General features: G+C 37.8%; 26 protein-coding genes and 1 riboswitch. Of the genes, 13 read left to right on the forward strand and 13 right to left on the reverse strand.

The window, feature by feature from the left end; all coding sequences use genetic code 11:
* Positions 1 to 131: 131 nt before the first annotated feature.
* The 6 genes from BUC06_RS15535 to dnaA all read right to left on the reverse strand — a co-directional run bounded on the left by BUC06_RS15535 (position 132) and on the right by dnaA (position 6,269).
* Positions 132 to 509: a hypothetical protein gene (locus BUC06_RS15535; protein ID WP_073334938.1), complete on the reverse strand. Its 378-nt coding sequence runs from the start codon at positions 507 to 509 to the stop codon at positions 132 to 134.
* A gap of 195 nt (positions 510 to 704) precedes the next feature.
* On the reverse strand, positions 705 to 2,510 hold the full coding sequence (locus tag BUC06_RS15540; RefSeq protein ID WP_073334939.1) for a lytic polysaccharide monooxygenase: 1,806 nt from the start codon (positions 2,508 to 2,510) through the stop codon (positions 705 to 707).
* 511 nt (positions 2,511 to 3,021) lie between these two features.
* The gene (locus tag BUC06_RS15545; protein WP_073334940.1) at positions 3,022 to 3,720 is read right to left on the reverse strand and encodes an SAM-dependent methyltransferase; all 699 of its coding nucleotides are present in this window, start codon (positions 3,718 to 3,720) and stop codon (positions 3,022 to 3,024) included.
* A 1-nt stretch (position 3,721) separates the two neighbouring features.
* Positions 3,722 to 4,228 carry a hypothetical protein gene (locus BUC06_RS15550; RefSeq protein ID WP_073334941.1) on the reverse strand — a complete coding sequence of 169 codons (507 nt, stop codon included), beginning with the start codon at positions 4,226 to 4,228 and terminating at the stop codon, positions 3,722 to 3,724.
* Positions 4,229 to 4,678: a low molecular weight protein-tyrosine-phosphatase gene (locus BUC06_RS15555; protein ID WP_073334942.1), complete on the reverse strand. Its 450-nt coding sequence runs from the start codon at positions 4,676 to 4,678 to the stop codon at positions 4,229 to 4,231.
* 136 nt (positions 4,679 to 4,814) lie between these two features.
* Positions 4,815 to 6,269 carry a chromosomal replication initiator protein DnaA gene (gene dnaA / locus BUC06_RS15560; protein ID WP_073334943.1) on the reverse strand — a complete coding sequence of 485 codons (1,455 nt, stop codon included), beginning with the start codon at positions 6,267 to 6,269 and terminating at the stop codon, positions 4,815 to 4,817.
* 135 nt (positions 6,270 to 6,404) lie between these two features.
* On the opposite strand from dnaA, the gene BUC06_RS15565 reads away from it, so the two are divergent.
* The 5 genes from BUC06_RS15565 to BUC06_RS15585 all read left to right on the forward strand — a co-directional run bounded on the left by BUC06_RS15565 (position 6,405) and on the right by BUC06_RS15585 (position 11,846).
* On the forward strand, positions 6,405 to 6,839 hold the full coding sequence (locus BUC06_RS15565) for an acyl-CoA thioesterase (protein ID WP_073334944.1): 435 nt from the start codon (positions 6,405 to 6,407) through the stop codon (positions 6,837 to 6,839).
* A gap of 129 nt (positions 6,840 to 6,968) precedes the next feature.
* Positions 6,969 to 7,817 carry a prephenate dehydratase gene (pheA, locus tag BUC06_RS15570; protein ID WP_073334945.1) on the forward strand — a complete coding sequence of 283 codons (849 nt, stop codon included), beginning with the start codon at positions 6,969 to 6,971 and terminating at the stop codon, positions 7,815 to 7,817.
* Between the two features lie 373 nt (positions 7,818 to 8,190).
* A complete protein-coding gene (locus tag BUC06_RS15575) occupies positions 8,191 to 8,913 on the forward strand; it encodes a hypothetical protein (protein ID WP_073334946.1) in 723 nt (240 codons plus the stop codon).
* A gap of 113 nt (positions 8,914 to 9,026) precedes the next feature.
* A complete protein-coding gene (locus BUC06_RS15580; protein ID WP_073334947.1) occupies positions 9,027 to 11,246 on the forward strand; it encodes a DUF2339 domain-containing protein in 2,220 nt (739 codons plus the stop codon).
* 159 nt (positions 11,247 to 11,405) lie between these two features.
* Entirely contained in the window at positions 11,406 to 11,846 is a 441-nt protein-coding gene (locus BUC06_RS15585; RefSeq protein ID WP_073334948.1) for a hypothetical protein, read from the forward strand.
* Between the two features lie 55 nt (positions 11,847 to 11,901).
* Here the strand turns inward: BUC06_RS15585 and BUC06_RS15590 are convergent, their stop codons facing one another.
* A complete protein-coding gene (locus tag BUC06_RS15590) occupies positions 11,902 to 13,179 on the reverse strand; it encodes a replication-associated recombination protein A (protein WP_073334949.1) in 1,278 nt (425 codons plus the stop codon).
* Between the two features lie 146 nt (positions 13,180 to 13,325).
* On the opposite strand from BUC06_RS15590, the gene yidD reads away from it, so the two are divergent.
* The gene (gene yidD, locus BUC06_RS15595) at positions 13,326 to 13,532 is read left to right on the forward strand and encodes a membrane protein insertion efficiency factor YidD (protein ID WP_394363683.1); all 207 of its coding nucleotides are present in this window, start codon (positions 13,326 to 13,328) and stop codon (positions 13,530 to 13,532) included.
* A gap of 423 nt (positions 13,533 to 13,955) precedes the next feature.
* Complete coding sequence (gene lgt / locus BUC06_RS15600) at positions 13,956 to 14,822, forward strand: prolipoprotein diacylglyceryl transferase (protein WP_073335080.1); 867 nt, start codon at positions 13,956 to 13,958, stop codon at positions 14,820 to 14,822.
* Positions 14,823 to 14,920: 98 nt separating this feature from the next.
* On the opposite strand, the gene BUC06_RS15605 is transcribed toward lgt, so the two are convergent.
* Positions 14,921 to 16,438 (reverse strand): bifunctional ADP-dependent NAD(P)H-hydrate dehydratase/NAD(P)H-hydrate epimerase, encoded by a 1,518-nt coding sequence (locus BUC06_RS15605; RefSeq protein ID WP_073334951.1) that lies wholly within the window; start codon positions 16,436 to 16,438, stop codon positions 14,921 to 14,923.
* 246 nt (positions 16,439 to 16,684) lie between these two features.
* Between BUC06_RS15605 and mscL the strand changes: the two genes are divergently transcribed.
* Entirely contained in the window at positions 16,685 to 17,065 is a 381-nt protein-coding gene (gene mscL, locus BUC06_RS15610) for a large conductance mechanosensitive channel protein MscL (RefSeq protein ID WP_073334952.1), read from the forward strand.
* A 52-nt stretch (positions 17,066 to 17,117) separates the two neighbouring features.
* Here mscL and BUC06_RS15615 read toward each other — a convergent pair whose 3' ends face one another.
* Positions 17,118 to 18,077 (reverse strand): D-2-hydroxyacid dehydrogenase, encoded by a 960-nt coding sequence (locus BUC06_RS15615; protein WP_073334953.1) that lies wholly within the window; start codon positions 18,075 to 18,077, stop codon positions 17,118 to 17,120.
* Between the two features lie 100 nt (positions 18,078 to 18,177).
* Complete coding sequence (locus tag BUC06_RS15620) at positions 18,178 to 18,582, reverse strand: LNS2 domain-containing protein (protein WP_073335081.1); 405 nt, start codon at positions 18,580 to 18,582, stop codon at positions 18,178 to 18,180.
* A gap of 550 nt (positions 18,583 to 19,132) precedes the next feature.
* On the opposite strand from BUC06_RS15620, the gene idi reads away from it, so the two are divergent.
* From idi to gcvT, 3 genes are read left to right on the forward strand one after another with little or no spacing between them, the layout of a single operon-like run.
* Positions 19,133 to 19,648 (forward strand): isopentenyl-diphosphate Delta-isomerase, encoded by a 516-nt coding sequence (gene idi, locus BUC06_RS15625; protein WP_073334954.1) that lies wholly within the window; start codon positions 19,133 to 19,135, stop codon positions 19,646 to 19,648.
* Between the two features lie 3 nt (positions 19,649 to 19,651).
* Positions 19,652 to 20,122, forward strand: coding sequence for a hypothetical protein (locus BUC06_RS15630; protein ID WP_228423778.1), 471 nt, complete (start codon positions 19,652 to 19,654; stop codon positions 20,120 to 20,122).
* A gap of 9 nt (positions 20,123 to 20,131) precedes the next feature.
* On the forward strand, positions 20,132 to 21,208 hold the full coding sequence (gcvT, locus tag BUC06_RS15635; protein ID WP_073334956.1) for a glycine cleavage system aminomethyltransferase GcvT: 1,077 nt from the start codon (positions 20,132 to 20,134) through the stop codon (positions 21,206 to 21,208).
* A 61-nt stretch (positions 21,209 to 21,269) separates the two neighbouring features.
* Here the strand turns inward: gcvT and BUC06_RS15640 are convergent, their stop codons facing one another.
* The 3 genes from BUC06_RS15640 to BUC06_RS15650 form a co-directional block, all read right to left on the reverse strand.
* Complete coding sequence (locus BUC06_RS15640) at positions 21,270 to 21,458, reverse strand: hypothetical protein (RefSeq protein ID WP_073334957.1); 189 nt, start codon at positions 21,456 to 21,458, stop codon at positions 21,270 to 21,272.
* An 84-nt stretch (positions 21,459 to 21,542) separates the two neighbouring features.
* Positions 21,543 to 21,887: a hypothetical protein gene (locus BUC06_RS15645; RefSeq protein WP_073334958.1), complete on the reverse strand. Its 345-nt coding sequence runs from the start codon at positions 21,885 to 21,887 to the stop codon at positions 21,543 to 21,545.
* A complete protein-coding gene (locus BUC06_RS15650; RefSeq protein WP_073334959.1) occupies positions 21,884 to 22,240 on the reverse strand; it encodes an arsenate reductase family protein in 357 nt (118 codons plus the stop codon). Before BUC06_RS15650 ends, BUC06_RS15645 begins: the two co-directional genes overlap by 4 nt.
* A gap of 122 nt (positions 22,241 to 22,362) precedes the next feature.
* Between BUC06_RS15650 and BUC06_RS15655 the strand changes: the two genes are divergently transcribed.
* Together BUC06_RS15655 and BUC06_RS15660 are read left to right on the forward strand one after the other, a co-directional pair.
* Positions 22,363 to 22,830, forward strand: a complete 468-nt coding sequence (locus BUC06_RS15655) for an acyl-CoA thioesterase (protein ID WP_073334960.1) — start codon at positions 22,363 to 22,365, stop codon at positions 22,828 to 22,830.
* Between the two features lie 48 nt (positions 22,831 to 22,878).
* Positions 22,879 to 22,946, forward strand: a riboswitch (Fluoride riboswitch).
* Positions 22,947 to 22,977: 31 nt separating this feature from the next.
* Positions 22,978 to 24,282 (forward strand): voltage-gated chloride channel family protein, encoded by a 1,305-nt coding sequence (locus BUC06_RS15660; protein WP_185116984.1) that lies wholly within the window; start codon positions 22,978 to 22,980, stop codon positions 24,280 to 24,282.
* Positions 24,283 to 24,369: the final 87 nt, after the last annotated feature.

Here is a 24,369-nt window from a genome sequence, read left to right on the forward strand (position 1 = left end):
AAGACTTAATCTAAAAGGAAAGAGTCCGGTACAGTACCGAACTCTTTCATATAATAATATTGTTTAATTTTGTCTAAACTTTGGGGTGCAGTCTACAGTGATATCCGGATTTTTACTGCATTATCTATAATTTAAGCATTGAAATAATCTTTTACAGTTTCGAGAACCTGCTCATCCGACATTTTCTGTGCAGTATCTAAGGTTATCGTTAGATTTTTAAACTGAGCTGTATCATGGAGATATTTTTTTAGCTCTTCCTGAATCGTTCCGGGTCCTGTAATATAAACCTCCTGAGAATTTGTTAATAGGTGTTCTATCTCTTTGAAGAATTTCACCCTATTGGTTCGTTCTGCATTATTGGCTGCATTTTCACTTGAATTCCCATGCTGTATTTCGGCTTTTACAGGGCTGCAAAGAAAAAACTTAAATGCATTCTGAGCATCATGATTTTTTACTACTATTGCTTTTTCTGTATCGATCCAAAGTCCTGCTAATTTCTTGTCTGACATAATTTATTTTTTTGGTGTTATGAACCATGTAGATCAATAATGGTGCAAAGCAGATGTTAAGGGCTGTTAAATGTTTAAAAGAATTGAAAAAACATCTTCTTTGAATCTGCTGACTGATCGATTAGCATCAACAAAGCCGCCTTACTATGAAGACGGCTTCTGTTGATTATTTTTTATTCAAGTTTCAATACCTGACTATTTCCTGATCGTTTTAGTTACGTTTCCACCATCTTTGTAATCGATTTTCACAAAATAAATTCCCGGCTGAAGAGAACCTATATTTATAGTGTTCCTGGCAGGATTTCTTAAAGAGAACACCTGAAGTCCATGGGTATTAAACAGAGACACTTCACTGATTTTTCCATAGTAGGTTTCCGGTGCAAAATTAATATGTTGGTCTGAGACAATCACCGATAAACCGTCTTCCTGACCGTTACGTGCTGCACCAACTGTACAACCGGGACCTTCATTGCAATGGCTTACCACTTTCCATACCTCATTATCTCCAGGAGTTTCTCCCGGATTAGCGTACCATTTGTTTTCCCAAATTTTGCAGGCATAAAAAACTTTTGTACCGGCTGCAGTATATGCCTTTGCAGGGTTATACAGCGTTGAGCCGCAATAGGTAACAGGACCGCCTGACTGACAACCCGGCCCTTCAGTACACGCGCTAATCTCTTCCCAAACCATATTGGCTCCGGGAATTTCATTGGGATTTGCATACCATTTGTTTTTCCAGATTTTACAGTTATAAAATACTGTTGTCTGAGCTGTTGGATAGGCATTTGCGGGATTATATTGCTGTGCTCCGCAGTACGTTTGTCCATTTCCTCCTTCTATTTTTTTAGTTCTGATTGTCAATTCGTTACTGGCATCGGAGATTTGATCGTTCTGGGCAACAGCTTTCACGGTGTAACGGTATTCAGTATCATGGATTAAACCTGAGCGTACGAAACTCGTTTGTGTCGTTTCTGCAACCTGGGCTCCATTTTCAAAGACCTGATAATTTTTGATGCCCTGTGTATGAGTTGAAGGCATCCACATCAGTGAAACAGAGTTTTCAGTGGCTCCCATCGAGTGGAGATTGGACGGCGCTACAGGTTTTTCAGGAGTATTTTGGTCATCTGTTTTTACAATAAGGGGTGCACTTTTTTGTGAAGTGAGACCTGTAGAGCCCTTCGCCTGTATTTCGTAAGTATAACTGGTATTGGCGGCCAGACCCTGATCTTGAAATTCCGGAACACTTACGTTCTGTAGCGCTTGTCCGTTACGGAAAACATTATAAGACGCCGCGTCAGCCTGAGCTGCCCATCCGATTTTTGCAGAAGAGCTCGTTACGCTTATTTTGGCTAATCCTGTTGGTATCGAAGGTTGTGTAGGGGTTACCGAGGACTGTACGTTCACATCGATGACATTATAAAATGCATTGGCCGTATCTGCAACGTCCCAAACGGCAAGAATAACATGATACCCCTGACGATTAGCAGGAATGGTGATGTGATGCGGTGTATTATCTTGGGGAGGTGTACCATTGTGAACAACCTCACCAATAAGCTCCAGATCCTGACGGGCAAGTGGCTGATTGGGATTCCAGCCTGGTTTGGTCATATAATAATGCCATTTTGCCGTAGCGTGATAAGCCAGATACTTCCAGATAAAGGTATTCACACCGGTTGTGATATTGGTTTTCTTCCATCGGTCAGCGGTTTGAAGATCCAGAATCGTGTTCCCTCCTATGCTTCCATTAGCAGAAGCGATCATTCCGTCTGCCGGACCGAGTGCCGGAAATCCTTTTTTAGCTTCCAGAGATCCCGGCTCATTAATAACAGTGCCATACAATCCCAATGCGGTGTTATACCCGAGTGTAGTCTTATCCAGACTCCCCAGATAGCCTCTCGAGGCAGGACTTATCACATAACCATGGGCTGAGAGATGAGTTGAAGAAAAGACCAGAGTACATAAAAAAAGTACTGCTGAGAAAAAATTTCTAAGTTTAATCATATGTAATTATTTAAGATGTTTGGTTTATTCTCTGCTCAATCTGCCGGAAAAATCTAATCAGGTGCCTGAAGCTATTGGGGAATCCCAGTCTATTTAGTTCATATATACACTTGTGCATATTTTATTTTAACGTCTCAGATCAGTGTCCAAATTAATAAAAACCTCTTAAAAAAACTTCCTTAAATAAAAAATTCATTTAAATAATAACAATTATGTTAAATATTCAACAACATAACCACAAATATTTACACATTCTCTCATTTTAAATGTTTTAAGAGAATAATTTTCATCCCTGAAAATGAATTAAATTCAGCATTGTAAACATTATTGTGATGTCAATGGGTATAATAAAGGCACAAAAGAGAAAGGCAAAAGGACGAATTCGCCTTTTGCCTTATATACTTTATTGATATTGATCGTGATAATATTTGGGGTAAGTTACAAGCCAGCGTACAAAAAGGGTGAATGTTACCGATTTGACTGTTGGTGTTACCATACTGCACTTCCCTGCTTATTTACCAAGAACAAACACAGCAGGAATTTTATGAAGTTCAGGTTTTGCTTTTTTCCAGTCATTGATGGTTTTGGTCTGGATGAATTCGTGTTCAGGATCGTTGATATTGGCTGCAATACAGAGTTTTGTATTCGGAGACAGGAACTTCGTCAGGTCTTCAAAAAGCGGATTATTCCTGTAGGGCGTTTCCATAAAGATCTGGGAATATCCGGTTTGCTGTACCAGGCTTTCGAGGCGCTGAATCTGTTTTTTCTTTTCTCCCTTATCAATCGGAAGATAACCATGGAAGGTAAATTCCTGACCATTGAATCCACTGGAAATTAAAGCCAGGATAATAGACGAAGGCCCTGAAACAGGGATTACTCTGATATTTTTTTCATGACACCATTTCACGATCAGGTTTCCGGGATCTGCGATACATGGCAGACCAGCTTCAGAAAGCAATCCAAAATCCTGTCCCTGCAGCATCAGATTCTGAGCTTCTTTGATGTCTGCATTTTCAGTGTATTTGTCCAGTAAGAACAATTTAAGATCGGACTGTTTTTTTTCGGGAGCAAAGAATTTAACAACCTTTCTGGCTGTTTTTTCATTTTCAACAAAGAAGTAGTCCGTCTGCATAATATATTCTTTCAGAACGGGTGAAAAATGAGTAATAGAAGTGTTTTCAGATAAATAGGCTGGGAGTAAAAAAAGCATTTTATTGTTTTTTAGTTCTTTCTTGCAAAGAGGGTTGTTTGAAATGATGAGCTAGTTCAACGGAGAATGTAATGGCTGAAATTTTCCATTCATCGTTTATTTTAACAAAGGTAAGAATTTCTTTACCCCAATGTTCCATGACGTCTTTATAAAAACAACTGTAATCTGAAACTACAGAGGCAATCTCTCCATCTGTCATTATTTTAACGTGGTCTGTTTTATTTTCAGACTGGTATTTTTTAAACCCAGAAATAAAAGTCTTATAGTCCTGAGTATAGATTTGAGAAACATCCGGTATTCGCTCTCTGCGTTTAGCAAAACTTCTCTGTGTAAAAATACCACTTACCTGAACGTCTCCGCAGAACATTTTATAAAGCTGCTCTTCTTTTCCTGCAGAATTCAATAAAGAGGTATATTCATTGGCAAGGCGACGAAGATTAATTTCATCCTGAGTCTGAGCAAGAGAGAGATTAAAGCTTAGGAGAAGCAAAAAAATGAGTGACTTCACTTATGATAGAATTTGATTCTTTATAGCATCACAGCCTTTGTCAAGTAACTGGAAAACATTCTCAAAATCATTCAAATCGCCCCAGTAAAGGTCCGGAACTTCAGCATTTTTCTGATTGCCCGCTGCCTCCAGAAATAATGATACTTTCCGGCGTTGATCTTCATTTCGTGTCATCGAGATGACATCCCCGTAAACATCAACATCCATGCAGTAGATTTTGTCGAACGTTTCAAAATCAGCTTTGGTAATCGGTCTTGATTTTTGATTTGAAATATCAATATGATGGTTTGACGCTGTTTTTATCGCTCTTTTATCCGGGTGTTTTCCTTCATGCATAGAAATTGTTCCTGCTGAATCCACAAAGAAATTTTCGGGAAGCTTTGTCTTCATAATTCCTTCTGCTAAAGGACTTCTGCAAATATTACCGAGACAGACCATCAATATTTTCATATCCGTTTATTATCATTGAAAGGTTAAATGATGTACTTATTATCAGATTTCAATCGCTTTCCTAAGCAACAAAACTAAATAAAAAAATGAAGAATAAAACTATTCTCCATTTCAATTTATTCAGATTAAATTATTTTTATTTTTTAATTCTTTCCGCAAGATCTTTAACGTACTTCTTAACTTCTTTATCGATTTTTGACACATCTTTGATGGTATCACAAGCGTACATTACCGTTGAATGGTCTTTTCCGCCCATTTCTTCACCGATCTTTGTAAAAGTAGCATTGGTCAGCTCTTTTGAAAAATACATCGCTAATTGTCTTGGAAGGGCAATTTCTCTTTTTCTGGTTTTAGAAAGAAGCTGTTCTTTTTTGATTCCAAAATAATCGCATACCACTTCCTGGATGTAAGGAATATTGATGACTTTCTTCTGGTTTGCTGCAATCTTGTTGATGGTATCTTTCAGTAATTCAAGACTTAAGTCTGTTTTATAAACGGTAGAGTAAGCGATTACAGAGTTAATAACTCCGATAAGCTCTCTTACGTTGGTTTTAGCTTCAGCGGCAAGGAAATCAAGCATATCTCCTGGAAGAACAATTCCGTCTCTGCTTAGTTTATCTACGATGATCTGTCTTCTTGTAGAAAGATCCGGAGATTTGATTTCGGCAGAAAGTCCCCATTTGAAACGGGAAACAATCCTTTCCTGAATATCCATAATATCTGCAGGCGCCTTATCTGATGTAAGGATGATCTGTTTTCCGTTCTGGTGAAGATGATCAAATATGTGGAAGAAACTGTCCTGTGTAGCAGATTTACCTGACAGGAACTGAATATCATCAATGATCAATACATCCACCATCTGGTAAAAGTTGGCAAACTCTGTCTGCTTGTGCGCTTTTGCAGCAGAAATAAACTGCTGGATAAACTTCTCAGAAGACAGATAAAGAACGACTTTATCCGGAAACTGGCTTTTTACTTCCAGCCCTACAGCCTGTCCCAAGTGAGTCTTTCCCACTCCGTATCCTCCGTGAAGGAACAATGGGTTGAAAGCTGTTGCTCCCGGTCTTTTAGCAATAGATCTTGCTACGGTAGCAGCGAATTTATTACTCTCTCCTTCTATATAATTATCAAAAGAATAATCAGACTTAAGGTTCGAATCTATGTTTACTTTTCTTATTCCCGGAACTACAAAGGGGTTGACGATATTCGCAGAGAATCCCTGCGGCATTGTTTCCTGCATTTTTGGTGTAGGAACGCTTTTTCCCTTCATATTCATTGTCACTGGCTTTTCCTCTCCGGTAGGCCTGTTTTCCATTACTGAGTACCACAATTTAACTCCTTTTCCAAGATTTTTCTTCAGGGCAGCAGAAAGCAGGGACAGGTAATTATCCTCAATATATTCCTTGTAAAAATCGCTCGGCACTATAAGCGTAAGGTTATTCGCAACCAAAGAAAGTGGTTGTACCTTATCGAATAGCATGTCGAAGGATTTTTCAAGCTTCTTAAGATCAGAATTATCTTCAGCTGCGTTCAAATTATCCCGCATGAACTGAAGGCACTTCTGCCATATCATCATTAAATTTTCATCCATATTTATGCCCCGATTATTCTTTGTTAGTACTTTTTGTAGAAGGAAGACAAAGGTCCAATTTTTTCTTTTCAAAAAAAAATATTGCAGGTATTGATTATTTAAAAATATATTTGTATGCATAAATATAGACTAAAAATGATACACTCAACTAACTCATTACGAGTGCGTTACGGAGAAACAGACCCTATGAAATATGTGTACTATGGGAACTATGCAGAGTACCTGGAAATTGGCAGAGTAGAACTCTTCCGAAACATCGGAATGTCATACGATGAAATTGAAAACCAAGGAATTTGGCTTCCGGTTTCGGAATACAAAATTAAATACATCCGCCCGGCCCTGTATGACCAAAAACTGGAAATCCATACCTATGTAAAAAAAATTCCCGGGGTAAGAATTGAATTTGACTACGAAATTTATAATGAAAAAGGAGAAAAGATCACGGAAGCATCCACTACTCTATTTTTTCTGGATGCAAAAACCAATAAAATTATCAAGTGTCCGGATTTTCTGATGAAGCTCATTGAAGAGAACTGGAACAAGGGGGAAATTTTAGGCAAGAGTTTATAGCGAGCAGTTTGCAGGCAAATAAATGGTAAAGGAACGATATATCCAATTAAAAAGGTTTGTTTTTAAACTAATTTGCATCTTTGCACTTTAAATAATTGTCAATATTATCTACCTATATATATAATACGTATGAAGATCGCATTTTTAGGGCCTCATGCAAGCTTCACCCAGCTGGCGGCCACCCAACTTTTCCCGGGGGAAGAACTTTTGCCGCAGGCAAATATTTTAGATTGTTTTAATGCTGTTGATACCGGAGAAGCTGAAAAGGCAGTGGTACCCCTGGAAAACTCCATTGAAGGAACAGTTTCGATGACGCTGGACTATTTATACAAAACACCCTCAATCAAAATAGAAGCAGAAGGAGTAATGCCTATCGCCCACCATCTGATGATCCATCCGGAAAACCACATGGAGGATATTGAAAAAATATATTCACATCCTCAGGCACTGGCGCAAAGCTTCCATTTTCTGGATACCACTTATAAAGAGGTAGGAAGACAGGATTTTTCATCCACAGCCGCTGCTGCCAAATATGTTTCTGAAAATAAGGATCTGAAGATTGCTGCCGTCGCCAATCAGTTTGCAGCTAACTTATACGGACTTCAAATCGTCAACAGAAATATTCAGGATTTTGAACAGAATCATACCCGTTTTATTGTGATCTCTAAAAATCAAACAAAATACGAAAATGACCATCTTGAAGTTTTAGGAGAAAAATCAGGTATGCTGATCAATCTTCCGGAAGATCACGCGGGAGGACTCCACCAGGTTCTTTCGGTTTTTGCATGGCGAAAAATGAACCTCAGCAAAATTGAATCCAGAACGCTGAAAACAGGTCTTGGCAACTATTTCTTCTTCATCAATGTAGTAGGAAAATGGGAAGATGTCCTGCATGGCAATGCCATTCTGGAACTTGAATCAATCAATGCCGGAGTAGATTTTCTTGGAAACTACAAAGAATTCCTTCTGGAAAGTTAAAAAATATTCATCTTACCCTCATGACACTGCCCTAAAAAGCAGTGTTTTTTTTATTTACAACCCTACATTCAACACTCCTTAAGAATTTCGGACAGAATTTACATTCAATGTGGCGCATTTAATGACATTAATATGCTAATCTTTGCATATTAATTATTCATAAAATTGGGAAATATAAAAATATTTTGTTTAATTTCACCCAAGAGTTAATTTGCGAAATAAAGACCCATAACTATATTACGAAATAATCAATAATAAAAAATAAACATCTGTTTAAATTATTCATAATATTATTAATATTTAGTTAAATATATCACAAATAAGGCATAGTTTTTGCATTATAAATCTTGAAAACTAATTAAAAAACTTACACATGAAAACTAAAATCTACACCCTAATTCTAGCCTTATCTACGGTTAGCGCATTTTCCCAAGTTGGTATTAATACACCTAACCCGACCGCCACATTGGACGTCAACGGAACATTAAAGATTCGTGACACGCCTATGACGCCGGCCTTGCCAGGATACACCATTATGGCAGTGAATGACGGCACATTTCAGGTTGCTAAAGTAGACCCACAGGTTATTATTGATGCTGCAACCGCCGCATCTGGAACCAATACTTCTGTGTATGCTGCTAAGAAAACTACAGGAATCACTCTTTTGAGTTTAGGTCTTTTTCCGACAGGGTTTAGAGCCGTTAACTTTTTAGCCGCTGAGAGATCAGTTGGATCTGCTGCATTATTCTCCGATACTGACAACACTTTTACTATACCTTCCAACGGAGTTTACCAGGTAGGATTTACTTTCCGTTATGGAGCAGGTCTTCAGGCCGCGATCCTGACCAATACCCCAGGGATTGGCATTCTGCGAACCAGAGGAGGAGTGGCAACGCTTATTGACAGCCGTGTATTCAGTGGTCTGACTGTTCCGCTGGTTTTAAGTTTAACCATTTCAGAAAGCACCCTAAATTCACTGTACTCGTTCCAGGCCGGAGACAAAATCTCATTTGGACTTACCGGATCTTCTGCTCTTGATGTCGGATTATTGGGAACAAGTATCGGTTCTTTCTACATTTATAAAGTTTCTAATTAAAAGATACAATTAATCACTCTGCACAATTAATCCATCACAGAATATGTGGTGGATTAATTTTTTGTAGTGCAAGTGTTACAAACATTTATTTTATATTTGATAAAAACTAGAGAATGAGTGAAATTCTATTGGTCCTGTTCATCATAGCCATCATCTTTTTTATCTTCAATCATCTAAATAACAAGATCAGAAGACTGGAGAAGGAAGTATCTGATCTTACCACTAAAATTAATCAACCTCAACAAGACAGAGAAATTCAAATTTTACAACATGAGCAAAAACCTGTAGAGGAAATCAAAACTCAAAATACAGCACAACAACCTGATGTGCATGAGAAAATCCTTGCAGACAATAGACCTTCACCACCACAAAAAGACTGGCTGGAACCTGTGTTTGACTTTTTGAAACAAAACATTCTTACGATCGTCGGTATTTTCACGCTTGTTCTCGGTTTGGGCTATTTTGTAAAATATGCAATTGACAAAAACTGGATAGGAGAAACTTCCAGGGCGGGAATAGGTTTTGTTGCGGGAACGGGAATTATGCTGCTGGGACATTTTTTACGAAAAAACTATGCTGTTTTTGCCTCGATCATCACCGGTGGCGGAATTTCAGTTTTATATTTCACCACTACAATTGGGTTTCAGGAATATCATTTGTTTACCCAGAATACAGCTTTTGTGATTACGACTTTGATTACCATTGTTTCTATCGCCCTTGCGCATTATTATAAAAGTGAGATCTTAATTATTTTTGCGATGCTTGGAGGTTTTCTTGCTCCCTTGATGATCAGCACGGGACAAAGCAACTATCTTTTCCTGTTTACCTATCTGACGCTGTTAAATATTGGGATGCTTGCTACCTCGTTCCTGAAACACTGGAAAAGTGTGGGGTGGACAGCTTACATTTTCACAAGTATGTATCTTTTTTACTGGACTTCTGAAAAGCCGGAGCTGCTGAGCATCGTCTTTTATATCATCAGTTATATTATTTTCTACATTTTTGCGCTTCAGGACTATATCAAAAAGAATACACTTTCAACTTCGGATACTTTAATGCTTGTTTTAATTAATTTTTCAAGTATTATCGGGCTCGTTTATACATTTAAAACATTAAGCTATGAACCGGTTATTATTTTTCCGCTTGTTTTCGCCGCAGGCAACGGTGTGCTTTTATTAAGAGAATATGGGAAGAAAAGTTTTGGTTTCAGTTATTCCATTTTTGCAGCGCTCACGATCAGTCTCGTCACCGTTGCAGTAGCGTTTCAGTTCAAAACTCATCTTATTACAAGCGTTTGGGCTATAGAAGCATCCCTTCTTGTTTATTTCTGGAAAAAAAGCGGACACCCCATTTTCAAGACCTGTTTTTACGTTTTGTTTCCACTGGTGATTATTGCACAAATGATGACGTGGACAGAATATTTTCATAAAGAGCATATGGGTATTATTTTTAATCCTGTCTTTTTAACGAGTCTTGTGACTGTTTCTACCACGGTCCTTAATCTCTTTTTATTAAAAAAAACCAGTGAGCCAGGAAAAAAGGACGATCATTTTTTCGAAAATGTTTTCGCTGTTGTAAGTTATGGGGTTATCTATATTGCGTTACTGCTGGAGATCATTTATCATATCTCGGATATGCCATGGGCAGCGATGTTGAGCATCGGACTCCTGTTTAGCATCTACTATCTATTTATATTAATTTTATTGAGGAAAAAGCTGGATATTGACGGAAGGATCCAAACCGGTCTTATTTATCTGTTTGTTATCCTGATTGCTTTCAATTCTTCCTTGGCAGCATCTGAAGTTGTGACGGTCGTCTTACGTAAACAACTCACCTTCGGTTTCTATACGATCCACCTGCTGCAATGGATTCCTTTTGTCTATATTTTATGGAATGCCGCTGTTATGAAGGACTTTTATAAAACAAAGACCTCTTACCTGGCGATTTCCGTTTCCCTTGTTATTGGAATAAGCTACGGATTCTACAATACCTATATCTTAAGTTCTTCAACTGATATTTCCAGTATCTACAAAATAAAAGAACATTTTACCATTCTTTACCTTCCTATCATCTGGACTGTTCTGGCAAGCATTTTCATTTATGTAAGTTTAAAGAAAAATATTCCCGAATACAGCAGAATAGGTTTTATCCTGATTGGAATTATGGTGCTCAAATTGTACAGCTATGATGTTTGGCAGATGGATAATATCTCAAGAATCACTGCATTTATTATCCTCGGAGTGATTTTATTACTCAGCTCATTTACATTCCAGAGACTGAAGAATATTATTAAAAATATGGTTGATAAAAAGGAAGAGGAGAAGAAAAACTAAGGAAGCATGATTAAATAGTTAACCATGTTATTATAAAATTAAAAAACTTCAACAAAACCTTTTATTTCTAATCAATATTTAAAATATCATAAAAATTCATTCACATTTTATAAAAATTAATTATATTTATCCAGTTTTTAACAGTTACATATTCCGGTTATGAAAAAAATACTTTATTCTTTTTTAATAGTATCATCTGCAGCATTATCTGCCCAGAAGAATCCTTCTGTCAAGTTTGCTGTTGCCAATGATATTGTGGGGACGGTAGGCATGTTCAGTGCCAGAAAAGCGATCGTTCAAAGCTCAAACACCTATAAAAGTGCTGCCGGGCTGCCTCAGGGTTTAAAAAAATACGGTTTTATAGCCGAAAAAGGCCTTACGGAATTTAAAATCAAAAGTGGTTATGAAGGTTTGGACAGAATCTCTCTTGCTCAGCTGAATGAACAATACGGACTTCCTGAAAACACTCCTGTAATTATTGAAGGCTACGAGTTTCCGGATACCGATATGAAAATCTACGGCGATATGATGGGCAACGTTGAAGTGAAGGATTATAACGGAAAAAAGACCGTATTCATGACTTCAAGCAACCTAAAGTAAATTACAGAGAATTACATTATAATAAAAGGATACTTTAAAAAGTATCCTTTTGTCTTTAATATCTGTTATTCCATTTTTTCTTAAGCTCTTCGTAAATTTTCTTTTCCGTAGCATTGTTGCCAGGCTGATAAAGTTTCGCATGCTTAATTTCTTCAGGCAGAAAATCCTGATCTACAAAGTTTCCTTCGTACGAATGAGCATATTTATACTCCTTACCATAATCCAGATCTTTCATCAGTTTGGTAGGCGCATTCCTCAAATGCAGGGGCACTGGAAGGTTTCCGGTCTGCTTTACCAGAGCCAGGGCATCATTAATTGCCATATAGGTTGAATTACTCTTAGGTGAAACGGCCAGATAAACTGCAGTTTCACTTAAAATTATTCTTGATTCCGGATTACCAATCACATTGATGGCCTGGAAACAGTTATTGGCGATCACCAAAGCATTAGGATTAGCAAGGCCTATGTCTTCTGCTGCCAGAATAAGCATTCTCCGGGCAATAAACTTGATATCCTCCCCTCCTGCAATCATTCTTGCCAGCCAGTAAACCGCACCATTCGGATCGCCGCCCCGCATAGATTTGATGAAGGCAGAAATAATATCATAATGCTGCTCTCCATTTTTATCATAGAGCGCCATTGTTTCCTGCAAAATATCAAGAACGTCTGCGTTGCTGATCTCTTCTTTATTTGAATTCATGTACTGGTTAAGCACCAATTCAACAGAATTGATCAACTTTCTTGCATCTCCTCCAGAATATTGGATCAATGCTTCCTTTTCTGCAACTTTAAAATGAGTCCCTTCATCTTTATTGTATCGTTGAAAAGCAGTATCAATCAATTCTTCTAGCTTTTCATAGCTGAGTGCTTTCAAAATATACACCTGACTTCTTGATAAAAGGGCAGATACAACTTCAAAGCTGGGGTTTTCTGTGGTAGCCCCTATTAAAACTATCCAGCCCTTCTCAACCGCATGAAGCAGGGAATCCTGTTGGGATTTATTGAAACGGTGAATCTCATCGATGAATAAAATAGGAGATTTACCTGAAAACAGGTTTTGTTTTTTAGCATCTTCAATCACGTCACGCACATCTTTTACCCCTGAAGAAACTGCTGAGAGTTTATAAAACTTCCTGCCTGATTTTTCAGAAATAATTTCTGCTAATGTTGTTTTTCCTGTACCTGGAGGTCCCCAAAGGATGAGTGAGTTCAGGGCATTATTTTCGATCATCTTTCTGATCGTGCCTTTTTCTCCGGTAAGATGTTCCTGTCCAAGAACTTCATCCAGGGTTTTGGGTCTTAATTTTTCGGCTAATGGAGTATTTTGGCTCAAGATAATTTATTTTTTCGGTAAACAGATTCAGTTTTTTGATCTCTGAAACTTCTAACAAAATTAAACTAATTTTAATTTTTTTACCCTATTTTTGCATTGTTTTGGAACATACATTCAATAAAATCATTAGTTTTCCCTTGGTAATTTTGATAAAATTTTACCAATGGTTTATTTCGCCCCTACTTCCTAAAAACTGCCGTTACGAACCTACCTGCTCTCATTATATGGTGGAAGCTCTTCAGGTGCATGGTATTTTCAAAGGATTGTGGATGGGAATCAAAAGAATTTCAAAATGTCATCCATGGGGAGGCAGTGGCTATGACCCTGTTCCTCCAAAAAAAATAAATCAGTAACAAAGTATTAAATCAATAGAAATGAGTAACTTATTTTTCAGAATTTATCTCGTCGTATTTGCATTGATCACGCAGTTTGCCTTTTCCCAGGAATATCCCGGAGGTTTATCTGACGGGACTCTGAAAGTAAACGGAGCGGGAATTCCGGTAAAAATCTATTCTACTACCGAGATCATTGATCTCAGCGCTTTTCCGGAAAAGACCACTAACAATAATGTTCTGGTTATCTTCAATGATTCCAATTTTGAACCGGCACACTTTGATTCAGGGACGCTCATCCTAACGAAATACAAGACTTTCAAATATCAGTTTTTCGATAAACATTTTAAACTGATTGACAGCCCAATTACTCAGGACAATATTACAGCTTTTAAATATGCAGTAAAATCAGCAAAACCCATTACAGAGTCTGACAATGTTGCACTGGAAACACCTTTCAAAATATGGGATCCTTCAAAAGGGATTCAGCTAGGGCCGGTTACATTACATTTCTATAGCTTAATGTTTGTTTTTGCTTTTGGTTTTGGTTACGTTTTAATGTTGAGAATCTTTAAAATCGATAATGTTAATCAGAAATATCTGGAACCTCTTTTCACATGGACGCTGATCGGAACTATTTTAGGAGCCAGATTAGGGCATGTTATCTTTTATCAGCCGGAGCTTTTTAAAGAAGATTTCTGGAGTGTATTTTTGCCGATAAGCACTAAAAACGGATTGAAATTTACAGGATTCTCCGGGTTGGCCAGTCATGGAGCAACAATAGCACTTATTTTTACCACTTTATATTATTCATTTAAGATTATTAAAAAAAATCCATTCTGGGTGTATGACAGGATCGGAATTGTGGTTGCTTTAGGAGGTGCCTTTGTAAGAATCGGTAATTTTTTCAATTCAGAGATTGTAGGAAAAGCAGTGGATCCCAATTCTCCGTTTGCCATTCTTTTCCCACAGCAGAGCAGCGAATATGGTCCTACAGTTCCCCGCTACCCTGGTCAGCTTCTTGAGGCTGCGGGCTATTTTCTATTGTTCGTATTGTTATGGATATTGTACAGAAAAACAAACAAAAAATATCAACAGGGATGGCTTTTTGGATTATTCTTCATTATCCTTTGGGCGGTAAGATTCTTTGTTGAATTCCTGAAAGAACCTCAGGGCGATGAGTTTATCCGTATCGGAGGACTGAATACGGGACAGGTACTTTCTATTCCGTTTATGATTGCAGGTGTGGTTATCATGATTATTTCTAAAAAATTCAAGATTACGCAGGCAGAAAATGAAAAGCCTGAGTAATAACAGATGATAAAATAAAAGGGCAAATTTGCGGAGAAGCGAATTTGCCCTTTTTCTTTTTATAAATTGGACCGTCTAATATGTCTTTTTTTACTTTATCATAATTTCATTGCGGTTCTTTTGGTCAATTCCTCGAAAACAGCTCCAAATTCATTGATCACATCTGTAGGAAGCATCGATTCTTTAGAGTATTTCTCAGCAGCTAAATCAGCTGCCCGGCCATGAAGCCAGACTCCCAAAATACAAGCCTCTTCCTGAGTATATCCCTGCGCTATTAATGAAGTAAGAATACCCGTAAGGATATCTCCGCTCCCACCTTTGGCAAGTCCGGAATTTCCGGTAATATTGTAAAATACATTTCCTTCCGGAGTCACAATTTGGGTGTGATGGTCTTTTAAAACGATATAGACATTAAATTCTGCAGCTTTTTCACGGGCAAGCGCCAGTCTTTCAAATGAATTTTCAGTGCTTCCGAATAATCGTTCAAATTCCTTAGGATGCGGCGTTATGACAGACTGTTGAGGAATCAGTTTCAGATTTTTACTATCTTTTGAAAGAATATTCAATGCATCAGCATCCAGGACCACAGGATGGGTGTATTCTTTTAAGAAATCCAGCAGGCCTTTTTCTGTCTCTCGATGAGTGCCCAAACCGGGTCCGATACCATATACTGTATGGTCTTCCGATTTGAAATTTTCTATAAATCTTGTTCCGCTTTCTATAAACATTGCTTCAGGACATGAGATCTGCAGAATTTCATACCCACACGCTGGTGCCAAAGTAAAAGTAAGTCCTGCTCCGACTTTTAAAGCCGATTTTGTAGCCAGTACTGCTGCTCCTATCTTACCATAACTTCCTCCTGCAATAGTTACTTTTCCATAAGTTCCTTTATGAGAGAAGTCTTTTCTTGGTTTAAAAATACGATCGATAAGTTTGTCATCAACTGTAAAATCTTCAGCCTTCTCTGTTTCCAGGTATCCCGTATGAAGCCCTATATCGAGAATAATGACAGTTCCTACATATGGCCCTGTTTCAGGATGAAGAAAACTCTTTTTCCAGGATTGAAAACTCAGGGTGTAATGAGCCTGAAAAATAACCGGATGATCTTCAAATATATTATCAGCAGGCAGACCGGAAGGAATATCGACTGCAATTTTAATACAATCCTGCTCGTTCAGCAGTTCGACCAATTCTGTATAAATACCTTCTAAGGGTCGTGAAAGCCCCGTCCCAAAAAGAGCATCAATAACAATGGTCCTGGCATCAAAATTATAGTGTTCTGCTTCTTTAAACTCTCTAATAGAAATTCCAGAAAAATCCCTGAGCCTTTTTAAATTGACCGACGCCTGATCTGATAATTTACCTCTGATGTTTTTTATAAAAATATCTACATCGAAACCTTTGGTATAAAGGATTCTCGCCACGGCAAGTCCATCACCGCCATTGTTTCCGGTACCACAGAAGATAGCAATTTTTTTATGGTTTTTACAGTTTTCGGAAATCCAGCCTGCTAAAGTCTCGGAAGCCCTCTCCATAAGCTGTATTGAAGAAACAGGTTCTTGCGAAATCGTAAAACTGTCCCAGCGGCGTATTTGTTCTGCGGTAAATATTTTCATAAGATAGTGTGAAACTTTTAACCAAATTACGAAAGATTTCTTTGACGGTCTATTCTTAGTTATACAAATGCATGCAAATTATTACTATGATAAATATTTAATTAAAAATATTAACTCTACTTAAAAAAACTCTTAATTACAGTCCATAATTCAATAATTATGGAATAAAAAAACTCTAAAAAGTAACGTTTTTTACATTTTTTAATTATATTTTTGTGTGTATACTAATTAAAAAAAATATAAATTATGGGATTTGTTAATGAATTTAAAGCCTTTGCTTTTAAGGGTAATGTACTTGATCTGGCTGTCGGTGTCATTATCGGTGGGGCTTTTGGAAAAATTGTTTCCTCATTGGTAGAAGATGTCATCACTCCACTTTTGCTGAATCCGGCATTGAAAGCAGCAGGTGCAGAAAACATTTCAAAACTTTCATGGAATGGAGTCACTTACGGTAATTTCCTTTCTGCTTTGATCAGTTTTCTGTGTATCGCTTTGGTCCTTTTCTGGATTATTAAAGGAGCCAATAAAATCATTAAAAAAGATGAGGCAGCTCCGGCAGGACCTACTGCAGATCAACAGTTGCTGACTGAAATCAGAGATCTTCTAAAAAGCAAAAATAATATATAACACAAAAGCACCTCAAATTGAGGTGCTTCATTATTTTTATCCGTTTCAGTGATTACTGAATCTGTAAAATACTTGAAATCTGTTCTGCCAGAGAAAGTCCGATTCTGTCCTGAGCTTCTAAAGTAGAGGCTCCTGTGTGAGGAGTCAGAGAGATCTTTGAATGGTTCAATATAGCTTTGGAAGGGGTAGGCTCATTGATGAAAACATCTAATCCTGCAAATTTTACTTTGCCTGAATCCAATGCTTCGATCAGGGCAGACTCATCGATAACTCCACCTCTTGAACAATTCACTACGGCAACACCGTCTTTCATGATGTCAAATTCATTTTTTCCGATCATATATCCTTCTTTCTGAGCCGGAACGTGCAGGGTAATAAAATCTGAATGTTTCAATACTTCCTGAAGCGGTTCAGTTTCAATATCCACATTGATGAACTGGTTATTATAGAATTTTACTTTGATGCTTGCCTTTCCCACATTATTATCTGCAGCAACCACTCTCATTCCCAATCCCAGAGCAATTCTGGCAACCTCCTGTCCTATTCTTCCCATTCCAACAATACCAATGGTTTTTCCTCTTAGTTCGATACCTGCAGTATAGGCCTTTTTAAGACCTGCGAATTCTGTATCTCCTACCAACGGCATTTTTCTGTTGGAATCCTGAAGAAATCTTGCTCCTGAAAATAAATGGGCAAAAACAAGTTCAGCAACTGATTCTGAAGAAGCTGAGGGTGTATTGATCACATGAATTCCTTTTTCTCTTGCATAGTCCACGTCAATATTATCCATTCCTACACCACCACGTCCAATAATCCCAAGCGAAGGGCATCCGTCAATAATATCTTTTCTTACCTGCGTGGCACTTCTCACCAAGAGTGTGCGGATCTTATGCTCATTAATGTAATCTACCAAAAACTCCTGCGGAACTTTTGCAGTGATCACTTCAAACCCTTTCTCAGTCAGGGCATCAATTCCAGATTGATCCAGACCGTCATTTGCTAAAACTTTCATAAATACAATTGATATTAAAAAGTGAAAAGATTTAAAAATTAAAGAATTTTCAGTGCGTACACTTTCATTGTTCAATTTTTAAATCTTCGTATATGTTTTCTTAATCTTCTTTGAAAACTTCAATGGTTACCTGCTTTTCTACAAGGTCTGTAAATCTGCCTTTGTACCTTGTAGCTCTTACCAAGTGGTTGTCTATCCAGTGATAGTTACCTCCTCTAGGTTTTCCGCAGAGTACGCTGTGGTATTTGAAGCCGTGCTTATCCAGCCAGTCGATCGTAATCTGTTTCAGGTTTTCTGTTCTTGATGTGAAGAAACAGATCTGATGCCCTTCGTCATACCATTTGTTGACTGTTTCAAGTGCATCCGGGTAAGGCTCACAGGTGACCATTCTTTCTGGCTCTTCGTTCGGAACGTCCTCTGTAATGGTACCGTCGATGTCTATTAAGTAATTTTTCACCCCGTCCTTAAGAATCGGACTTATATGCTCTTTATATTCTAACTCCATCATTAAAATTTGAATGGCAAAGTTACAATTTTTAGATTGAACCTCCATATCAAATTTAGTTTATATTAAAAATACGCTATAAAAAATACTGTTTAACGAATAAAATCAACAATACTTTATCATTAATGCAGATATGGTTAATTTTATTCCGTTTTATATGTTAATTCTAATGTTATCTGTTTAACAAAAAATGAAGGCTTTAAGATGATGTTTTTAAAATTGATCTCCCAAGCTGATCCTACTGTTTTCTTTGAAATCTCTGAAAAAGCATTTTGGGGTAACATCATCTGCTGTAAGAGAGGAGAAAATTTCAGTTATGCAAACAGGTAAGGAAGTCTAAGGCTTGAAAAAGTAGGCTACGAGCCCCTAAGGGTCAAAGTTATACGATTTTATTGTTTTTTAATCAACGATCATAGCCCAATACTCTACCTTCAGGCTTCCGTCTTTCTGCTTACGACGGCTCTATCTGTTTTTTGCACCGTGATTGCATATCCTATGATGTTTATCCAAAAATTTTCAAAATACATTTATTAGGCTTACATTTGTAGAAATGGAAGAATTTGTAGTTTTAGTAAATCCTGAAGATGACGTTTTAGGCCTTATGGAAAAGCAGCAGGCTCATATCAACGGTCTTCTGCACCGTGCATTTTCTGTATTTTTGTTCAACAGCAAAGGTGAGATGCTTCTTCAGAAAAGAGCATCAGGAAAATACCATTCCCCTAATCAATGGACCAATGCTGTATGCTCTCACCCAAAAGATGGGGAAACTTATCTTGAAGGTGCTCAACGCAGGCTTCGTGAAGAACTGGGAATTCAATCTGAACTTTCGGAAAAATTCAATTTTATCTATAAAGCAGATGTAGGAGGCGGTCTTTGGGAGCACGAACTCGACCACGTATTTGTAGGGCACTATGAATATGAATCTGATTTCAATCTGAATAAGGAAGAAGTGGAAGAAGTTCGATTTATTTCCATGCAGGATCTTGATCAGGAAATTGCTGAAAATCCAGGAAATTTTACGGAATGGTTCAAAATTATCCTTGAAGAATATAAACACCATTTTTAATTGATGAAAAAAATACTGCTTGTATCCGCTTTTTTATCGGCAAGTTTATTTTTTGCCCAAAAAGCAAAAATATATGACAGTCCCGGCTACTCTATTCAGGTTCCGGAAGGATGGAGATCTACCAACGACAGTGAGATTGTCAATATTTTCCCTGCCAACGAGGTGGGAGCCATTACCATTTCTGAATACCATGGTCTGGAACTTCCGAAAGCAGAAATGAAAAAATTTATCCTTGCCCTTTACCAGTCCCAGGAACCTGAGAATAAAATAAAGGAAAGCAAAGGTAAAAAAGGCTACACAGAGTATTTCTACGAGTATTTTGATGAAAAAGAAAAACTGTTCTGGATCACCAGGGCATTTCAGAAAGACAAAGATCTGTATCTTGTCTCCATCAACTGTGGCCAAAAGTTCTGGAACGGAAATTATATGAACCTATTTAACGAAACTTTCAACAGCTTTAAAATAAAGAAATAAAAATTAAATATGAAGAAAACAGCCTTATACGATAAACACGTTTCTTTGGGCGCTAAAATCGTACCTTTTGCAGGTTTTGAAATGCCTGTACAGTATTCTGGTGTAACGGAAGAGCATTTTGCAGTAAGAGAGAAAGCAGGATTGTTTGATGTGTCACACATGGGACAGTTTTTTATTGAAGGACCGGGATCTAAAGATCTTTTACAGTTTGTTACGACAAACAATGTAGATGCTCTGGAAAACGGAAAAGCTCAATATTCTTGCCTTCCTAATGAGAACGGAGGAATTGTGGATGACCTTATTGTTTACAAAATGGAAGATGATAAATATTTCGTTGTGGTCAATGCATCCAATATCGAAAAAGACTGGAATCATATTTCAAAATACAACACTTTCGGAGCTCAAATGACGAATGCGTCTGATGAAATGTCATTATTGGCAATCCAGGGACCAAGAGCTACGGAAATCCTTCAGAAGCTTACAGAAACCAATCTTTCTGAGATTCCTTACTATCATTTTGCATTGGGAAGCGTTGCCGGTGTCAATAATGTGATTATTTCAAACACAGGCTACACCGGAAGCGGTGGATTTGAGATCTACTTCAACAATGAGAATGCTGAACAGCTTTGGGATGCGATTATCAATGCAGGTGAAGCGGAAGGAATTGTTCCTGCCGGACTTGCTGCAAGAGATACTTTAAGACTGGAAAAAGGATTCTGTCTATACGGAAACGATATCGATGATACGACCTCTCCTATTGAAGCCGGATTGGGATGGATCACGAAATTTGATAAAGATTTTGTTTCGAAAGATACCTTCGCGAAGCAAAAAGAGGAAGGCATTACGAGAAAGCTGGTAGGTTTTGAGCTTCAGGATAAAGGGGTTCCAAGACATGATTATCCGGTAGTAGATGCAGAAGGAAATGTGATTGGAAAAGTAACTTCTGGAACACAGTCTCCAATGAAAAAGATCGGTTTAGGTCTGGCTTATGTAGACCAACCTCACTTCAAACTGGGTTCTGAAATCTTTATTCAGGTAAGAAACAAGAACATTCCAGCAAAAGTAGTGAAAGCTCCTTTCGTATAATCGTTCAAAAAAGATATACAAATAAAATAGGCTGTAATTTTTTACAGCCTATTTTTTGTGGTTAATAACAAATACAGCATACAGATCTGTCCGGATTGCAGGCATCCCCTATTCCAGGTCTGTTGGAAATAACTCCGCCTCCGGGTCCGCAAAGTGTGAAGCAATTGACAACCGGAACTTTACCTGCTCCCGTAATTTCTTTTAATGCTGATCTTTTAAGATTCTTTGTTTTTAAAAAGTCTTTTTTCATGATATTATTTTTTGGCTATTATAAAGATAAGTATTTAATAATGAATCCATTAAAAATAAATCACAAAATATTGACCACAAGGATTTATGATTTCGGCACATGCTGAAAACAATAGTCATTTCCAATACGGGTATAGTGCTTACATCTTGTTCCTGCTTTTGTTCTTCCCAGACATTGGTTACCCTTATTGACACCGTTTACCTTTTTAGGGCTGGAAACCATTCCGTACACTGATGTTTTGGGAGGATTGCATATTTTGCAGGGTTGAAGACCGATTTTCACTGCTTCATTGACGTCAAGACCAGAGGAAACATTTTTCACCATTCTGCATGATGACCTGTGGTATTTTGCACCCGATGGAGTTCTGTAAACCGTCTGCCCCAAGAGACTGACCGACGTGAAAAGCAGTATAGAAATCAGGTATTTCATTCATTGACTCCAAAGAATTCTCTTAAAGCCTCCACATTATTTTTATCATTTCCTACAAATATTTCTTTGTCGGTAATAAAAACCGGACGTTTCAGAAAAGTGTAATGATCCAGCAAAAGGTCTTTAAAGTCTTTCTCCTGAAGAGTTTTCACGTCCAAACCTCTTAATTTGATCTGTGTTGATTTCTTACTGAACAAAGCTTCGTATGACTTTGTTTTTTTATACATTGCTTCCAGTTCCTCACTCGTAACCGGTTCTTTTTTAATCTCACGAAGTTCCCAGTCTTTAAGATCAAATTGAGCTAAAATTTTTCTGCAGGTATCACATGTATTAAGATAAAATACTTTCTTCATTGTTATTTTTTAAATCTGTTGTTCGTTAAATTTTCTTCTTCATTGAAGTTTGGTCTTTCAAAAGTAGGATTTAATCCAAAATTCCGGAAATAATTAAATAACTTTATTAAAATTTTATAAAGATGCAGAATAAGCCTATTACTTTTCAGTTTATTTCGGAGCCTTCAGACGTGAATTATGGAGGAAATGTACATGGAGGAAGCGTCATGAAATGGATCGACCAGGCGGGTTATGCATGTGCCACCACATGGAGCGGAAATTACTCCGTCACGGTGTATGTGGGTGGAATCCGTTTTTATGAACCGATCAAGATCGGGGAAGTTGTACGGGTAGATGCGCAGGTGATCTATACCGGAAAATCAAGCATGCATATTTCGATCAATGTTTTTTCAAGAAATCTGAAGCAACCTACTTTCGACAAAAAGACGCACTGTATTATTGTTTTTGTAGCGGTAGATGAAAATGGCAAAAAACTACCGGTCCCTGTATGGGTCCCTGAGACTGAAGAGGAAAAACAACAGGAACGTTACGCAAAACGTCTGATGGACTTAAGAACGCAGATTGAGGATGAAATGAAACCGTTTTTATAAAACAGAAATACTTTTTCGTTTAAAATTCATAAAGAATAATTATATTTGCGATACAAAGGAAATGGTGCTCTTCCTTACCCAACCGCTTTACAGAAGCTGATGACGCCTGATTAAGAGATTATTAACCAATAACTGATCAGGATTATTATGTCAAAAAAACAATGGACACTTCGCAGAAAAACAACATTTCACACTAAGATATTCTTTAGAAAGTACCCTGCTCTGCCCTATATTTTAAAATGGTTGTGCATCAGCATAATCATTGGTGGTTTGGTAGGAACGGCTTCTGCCGGATTTCTACAGTCTCTGGAATGGGCCACTCAGTTCAGGGAAAGTCATATCTGGCTGATTGCCTTGCTCCCTGTTGCCGGGTTTTTTATTGGTCTTTTGTATTATTACTACGGAAAAGATGTAGAGGCAGGAAACAATGTACTGATTGAGAGTATTCATGACCCGAAAGAGATCATTCCCTTAAAAATGGCGCCCTTTGTTTATCTGGGTACGATGATTACGCATTTCTTTGGAGGTTCTGCAGGACGTGAGGGAACCGCACTTCAGATGGCGGGAGCTATTGCAGATCAGCTTAGCAAACCACTGCAACTTGACAAGAATGAAAGAAGAATTCTACTCATTGCCGCCATTGCAGCAGGTTTTGGATCTATTTTCGGGACACCTTTGGCGGGTGCTGTTTTCGGACTGGAGGTTTTTCTGATCGGAAGAATACGGTATAATGCTATTTTTCCGGCATTTGCCTCGGCAATTTTTGCAGATTGGGTCACTAACCTTTGGAAGGTTAAACATACCCACTACTCTATCGATTTTGTTCCCAAAATAGAATTTCTGCCAGTTTTATACAGTATTCTGGCCGGAATTGCTTTCGGGATCTGTGCGGCAGGTTTCAGTAGAATCATTCACTGGACAGGTTCTGTCTTTAAATCTAAAATCAAATATCCTCCATTCCGTCCTGTAGTGGGTGGAATTATCGTTGCTCTGGCAGTTTTTGCGATGGGAACTACAAGATATATCGGATTGGGAATTCCGGTGATTGTAGAATCTTTTGAGAAGCAGCTTCCCTTGTATGATTTTGCTCTAAAAATGATTTTTACCATCGTTACCCTTTCTGCAGGATTCAAAGGTGGTGAAGTAACTCCTTTATTTTTTATTGGAGCGACTCTTGGGAGTTCTTTATCGCTCTTTATTCCATTACCATTCGGACTGCTCGCCGGAATGGGTTTTGTAGCCGTTTTTGCCGGAGCTACCAATACTCCGCTGGCCTGTTTGCTGATGGGAATAGAATTATTCGGAGCTGAATCCGGGGTGTATATCGCGATTGCCTGCGTAGTTTCGTATTTACTTTCCGGCCATACCAGTATTTACACGAAACAAAAGATAGGAGAAGCTAAAAACAGAAGATTTGAACGTGACCGGGACAGCTCTATTTCGGATCTGTGAGGGTCTGAGGGCTATAAAGTCTGAAAATTTGAGAAACAAAGCGCTATAGGTTAATGAAATTTTAGGATGTTCTTTTTACCCTAAACT

This window comes from Chryseobacterium carnipullorum (genome assembly GCF_900142785.1).
Lineage (GTDB): Bacteria > Bacteroidota > Bacteroidia > Flavobacteriales > Weeksellaceae > Chryseobacterium > Chryseobacterium carnipullorum.

What these genes read in the sequence shown, in the direction of transcription:
- BUC06_RS15535 (WP_073334938.1), bottom strand. Translation starts at nt 509, where the DNA reads ATGTCAGACAAGAAATTAGCAGGACTTTGGATCGATACAGAAAAAGCA.
- BUC06_RS15540 (WP_073334939.1), bottom strand. Translation starts at nt 2,510, where the DNA reads ATGATTAAACTTAGAAATTTTTTCTCAGCAGTACTTTTTTTATGTACT.
- BUC06_RS15545 (WP_073334940.1), bottom strand. Translation starts at nt 3,720, where the DNA reads ATGCTTTTTTTACTCCCAGCCTATTTATCTGAAAACACTTCTATTACT.
- BUC06_RS15555 (WP_073334942.1), bottom strand. Translation starts at nt 4,678, where the DNA reads ATGAAAATATTGATGGTCTGTCTCGGTAATATTTGCAGAAGTCCTTTA.
- dnaA (WP_073334943.1), bottom strand. Translation starts at nt 6,269, where the DNA reads ATGGATGAAAATTTAATGATGATATGGCAGAAGTGCCTTCAGTTCATG.
- BUC06_RS15565 (WP_073334944.1), top strand. Translation starts at nt 6,405, where the DNA reads ATGATACACTCAACTAACTCATTACGAGTGCGTTACGGAGAAACAGAC.
- pheA (WP_073334945.1), top strand. Translation starts at nt 6,969, where the DNA reads ATGAAGATCGCATTTTTAGGGCCTCATGCAAGCTTCACCCAGCTGGCG.
- BUC06_RS15575 (WP_073334946.1), top strand. Translation starts at nt 8,191, where the DNA reads ATGAAAACTAAAATCTACACCCTAATTCTAGCCTTATCTACGGTTAGC.
- BUC06_RS15580 (WP_073334947.1), top strand. Translation starts at nt 9,027, where the DNA reads ATGAGTGAAATTCTATTGGTCCTGTTCATCATAGCCATCATCTTTTTT.
- BUC06_RS15585 (WP_073334948.1), top strand. Translation starts at nt 11,406, where the DNA reads ATGAAAAAAATACTTTATTCTTTTTTAATAGTATCATCTGCAGCATTA.
- BUC06_RS15605 (WP_073334951.1), bottom strand. Translation starts at nt 16,438, where the DNA reads ATGAAAATATTTACCGCAGAACAAATACGCCGCTGGGACAGTTTTACG.
- mscL (WP_073334952.1), top strand. Translation starts at nt 16,685, where the DNA reads ATGGGATTTGTTAATGAATTTAAAGCCTTTGCTTTTAAGGGTAATGTA.
- BUC06_RS15615 (WP_073334953.1), bottom strand. Translation starts at nt 18,077, where the DNA reads ATGAAAGTTTTAGCAAATGACGGTCTGGATCAATCTGGAATTGATGCC.
- BUC06_RS15620 (WP_073335081.1), bottom strand. Translation starts at nt 18,582, where the DNA reads ATGGAGTTAGAATATAAAGAGCATATAAGTCCGATTCTTAAGGACGGG.
- idi (WP_073334954.1), top strand. Translation starts at nt 19,133, where the DNA reads ATGGAAGAATTTGTAGTTTTAGTAAATCCTGAAGATGACGTTTTAGGC.
- BUC06_RS15630 (WP_228423778.1), top strand. Translation starts at nt 19,652, where the DNA reads ATGAAAAAAATACTGCTTGTATCCGCTTTTTTATCGGCAAGTTTATTT.
- gcvT (WP_073334956.1), top strand. Translation starts at nt 20,132, where the DNA reads ATGAAGAAAACAGCCTTATACGATAAACACGTTTCTTTGGGCGCTAAA.
- BUC06_RS15640 (WP_073334957.1), bottom strand. Translation starts at nt 21,458, where the DNA reads ATGAAAAAAGACTTTTTAAAAACAAAGAATCTTAAAAGATCAGCATTA.
- BUC06_RS15645 (WP_073334958.1), bottom strand. Translation starts at nt 21,887, where the DNA reads ATGAAATACCTGATTTCTATACTGCTTTTCACGTCGGTCAGTCTCTTG.
- BUC06_RS15650 (WP_073334959.1), bottom strand. Translation starts at nt 22,240, where the DNA reads ATGAAGAAAGTATTTTATCTTAATACATGTGATACCTGCAGAAAAATT.
- BUC06_RS15655 (WP_073334960.1), top strand. Translation starts at nt 22,363, where the DNA reads ATGCAGAATAAGCCTATTACTTTTCAGTTTATTTCGGAGCCTTCAGAC.
- BUC06_RS15660 (WP_185116984.1), top strand. Translation starts at nt 22,978, where the DNA reads ATGTCAAAAAAACAATGGACACTTCGCAGAAAAACAACATTTCACACT.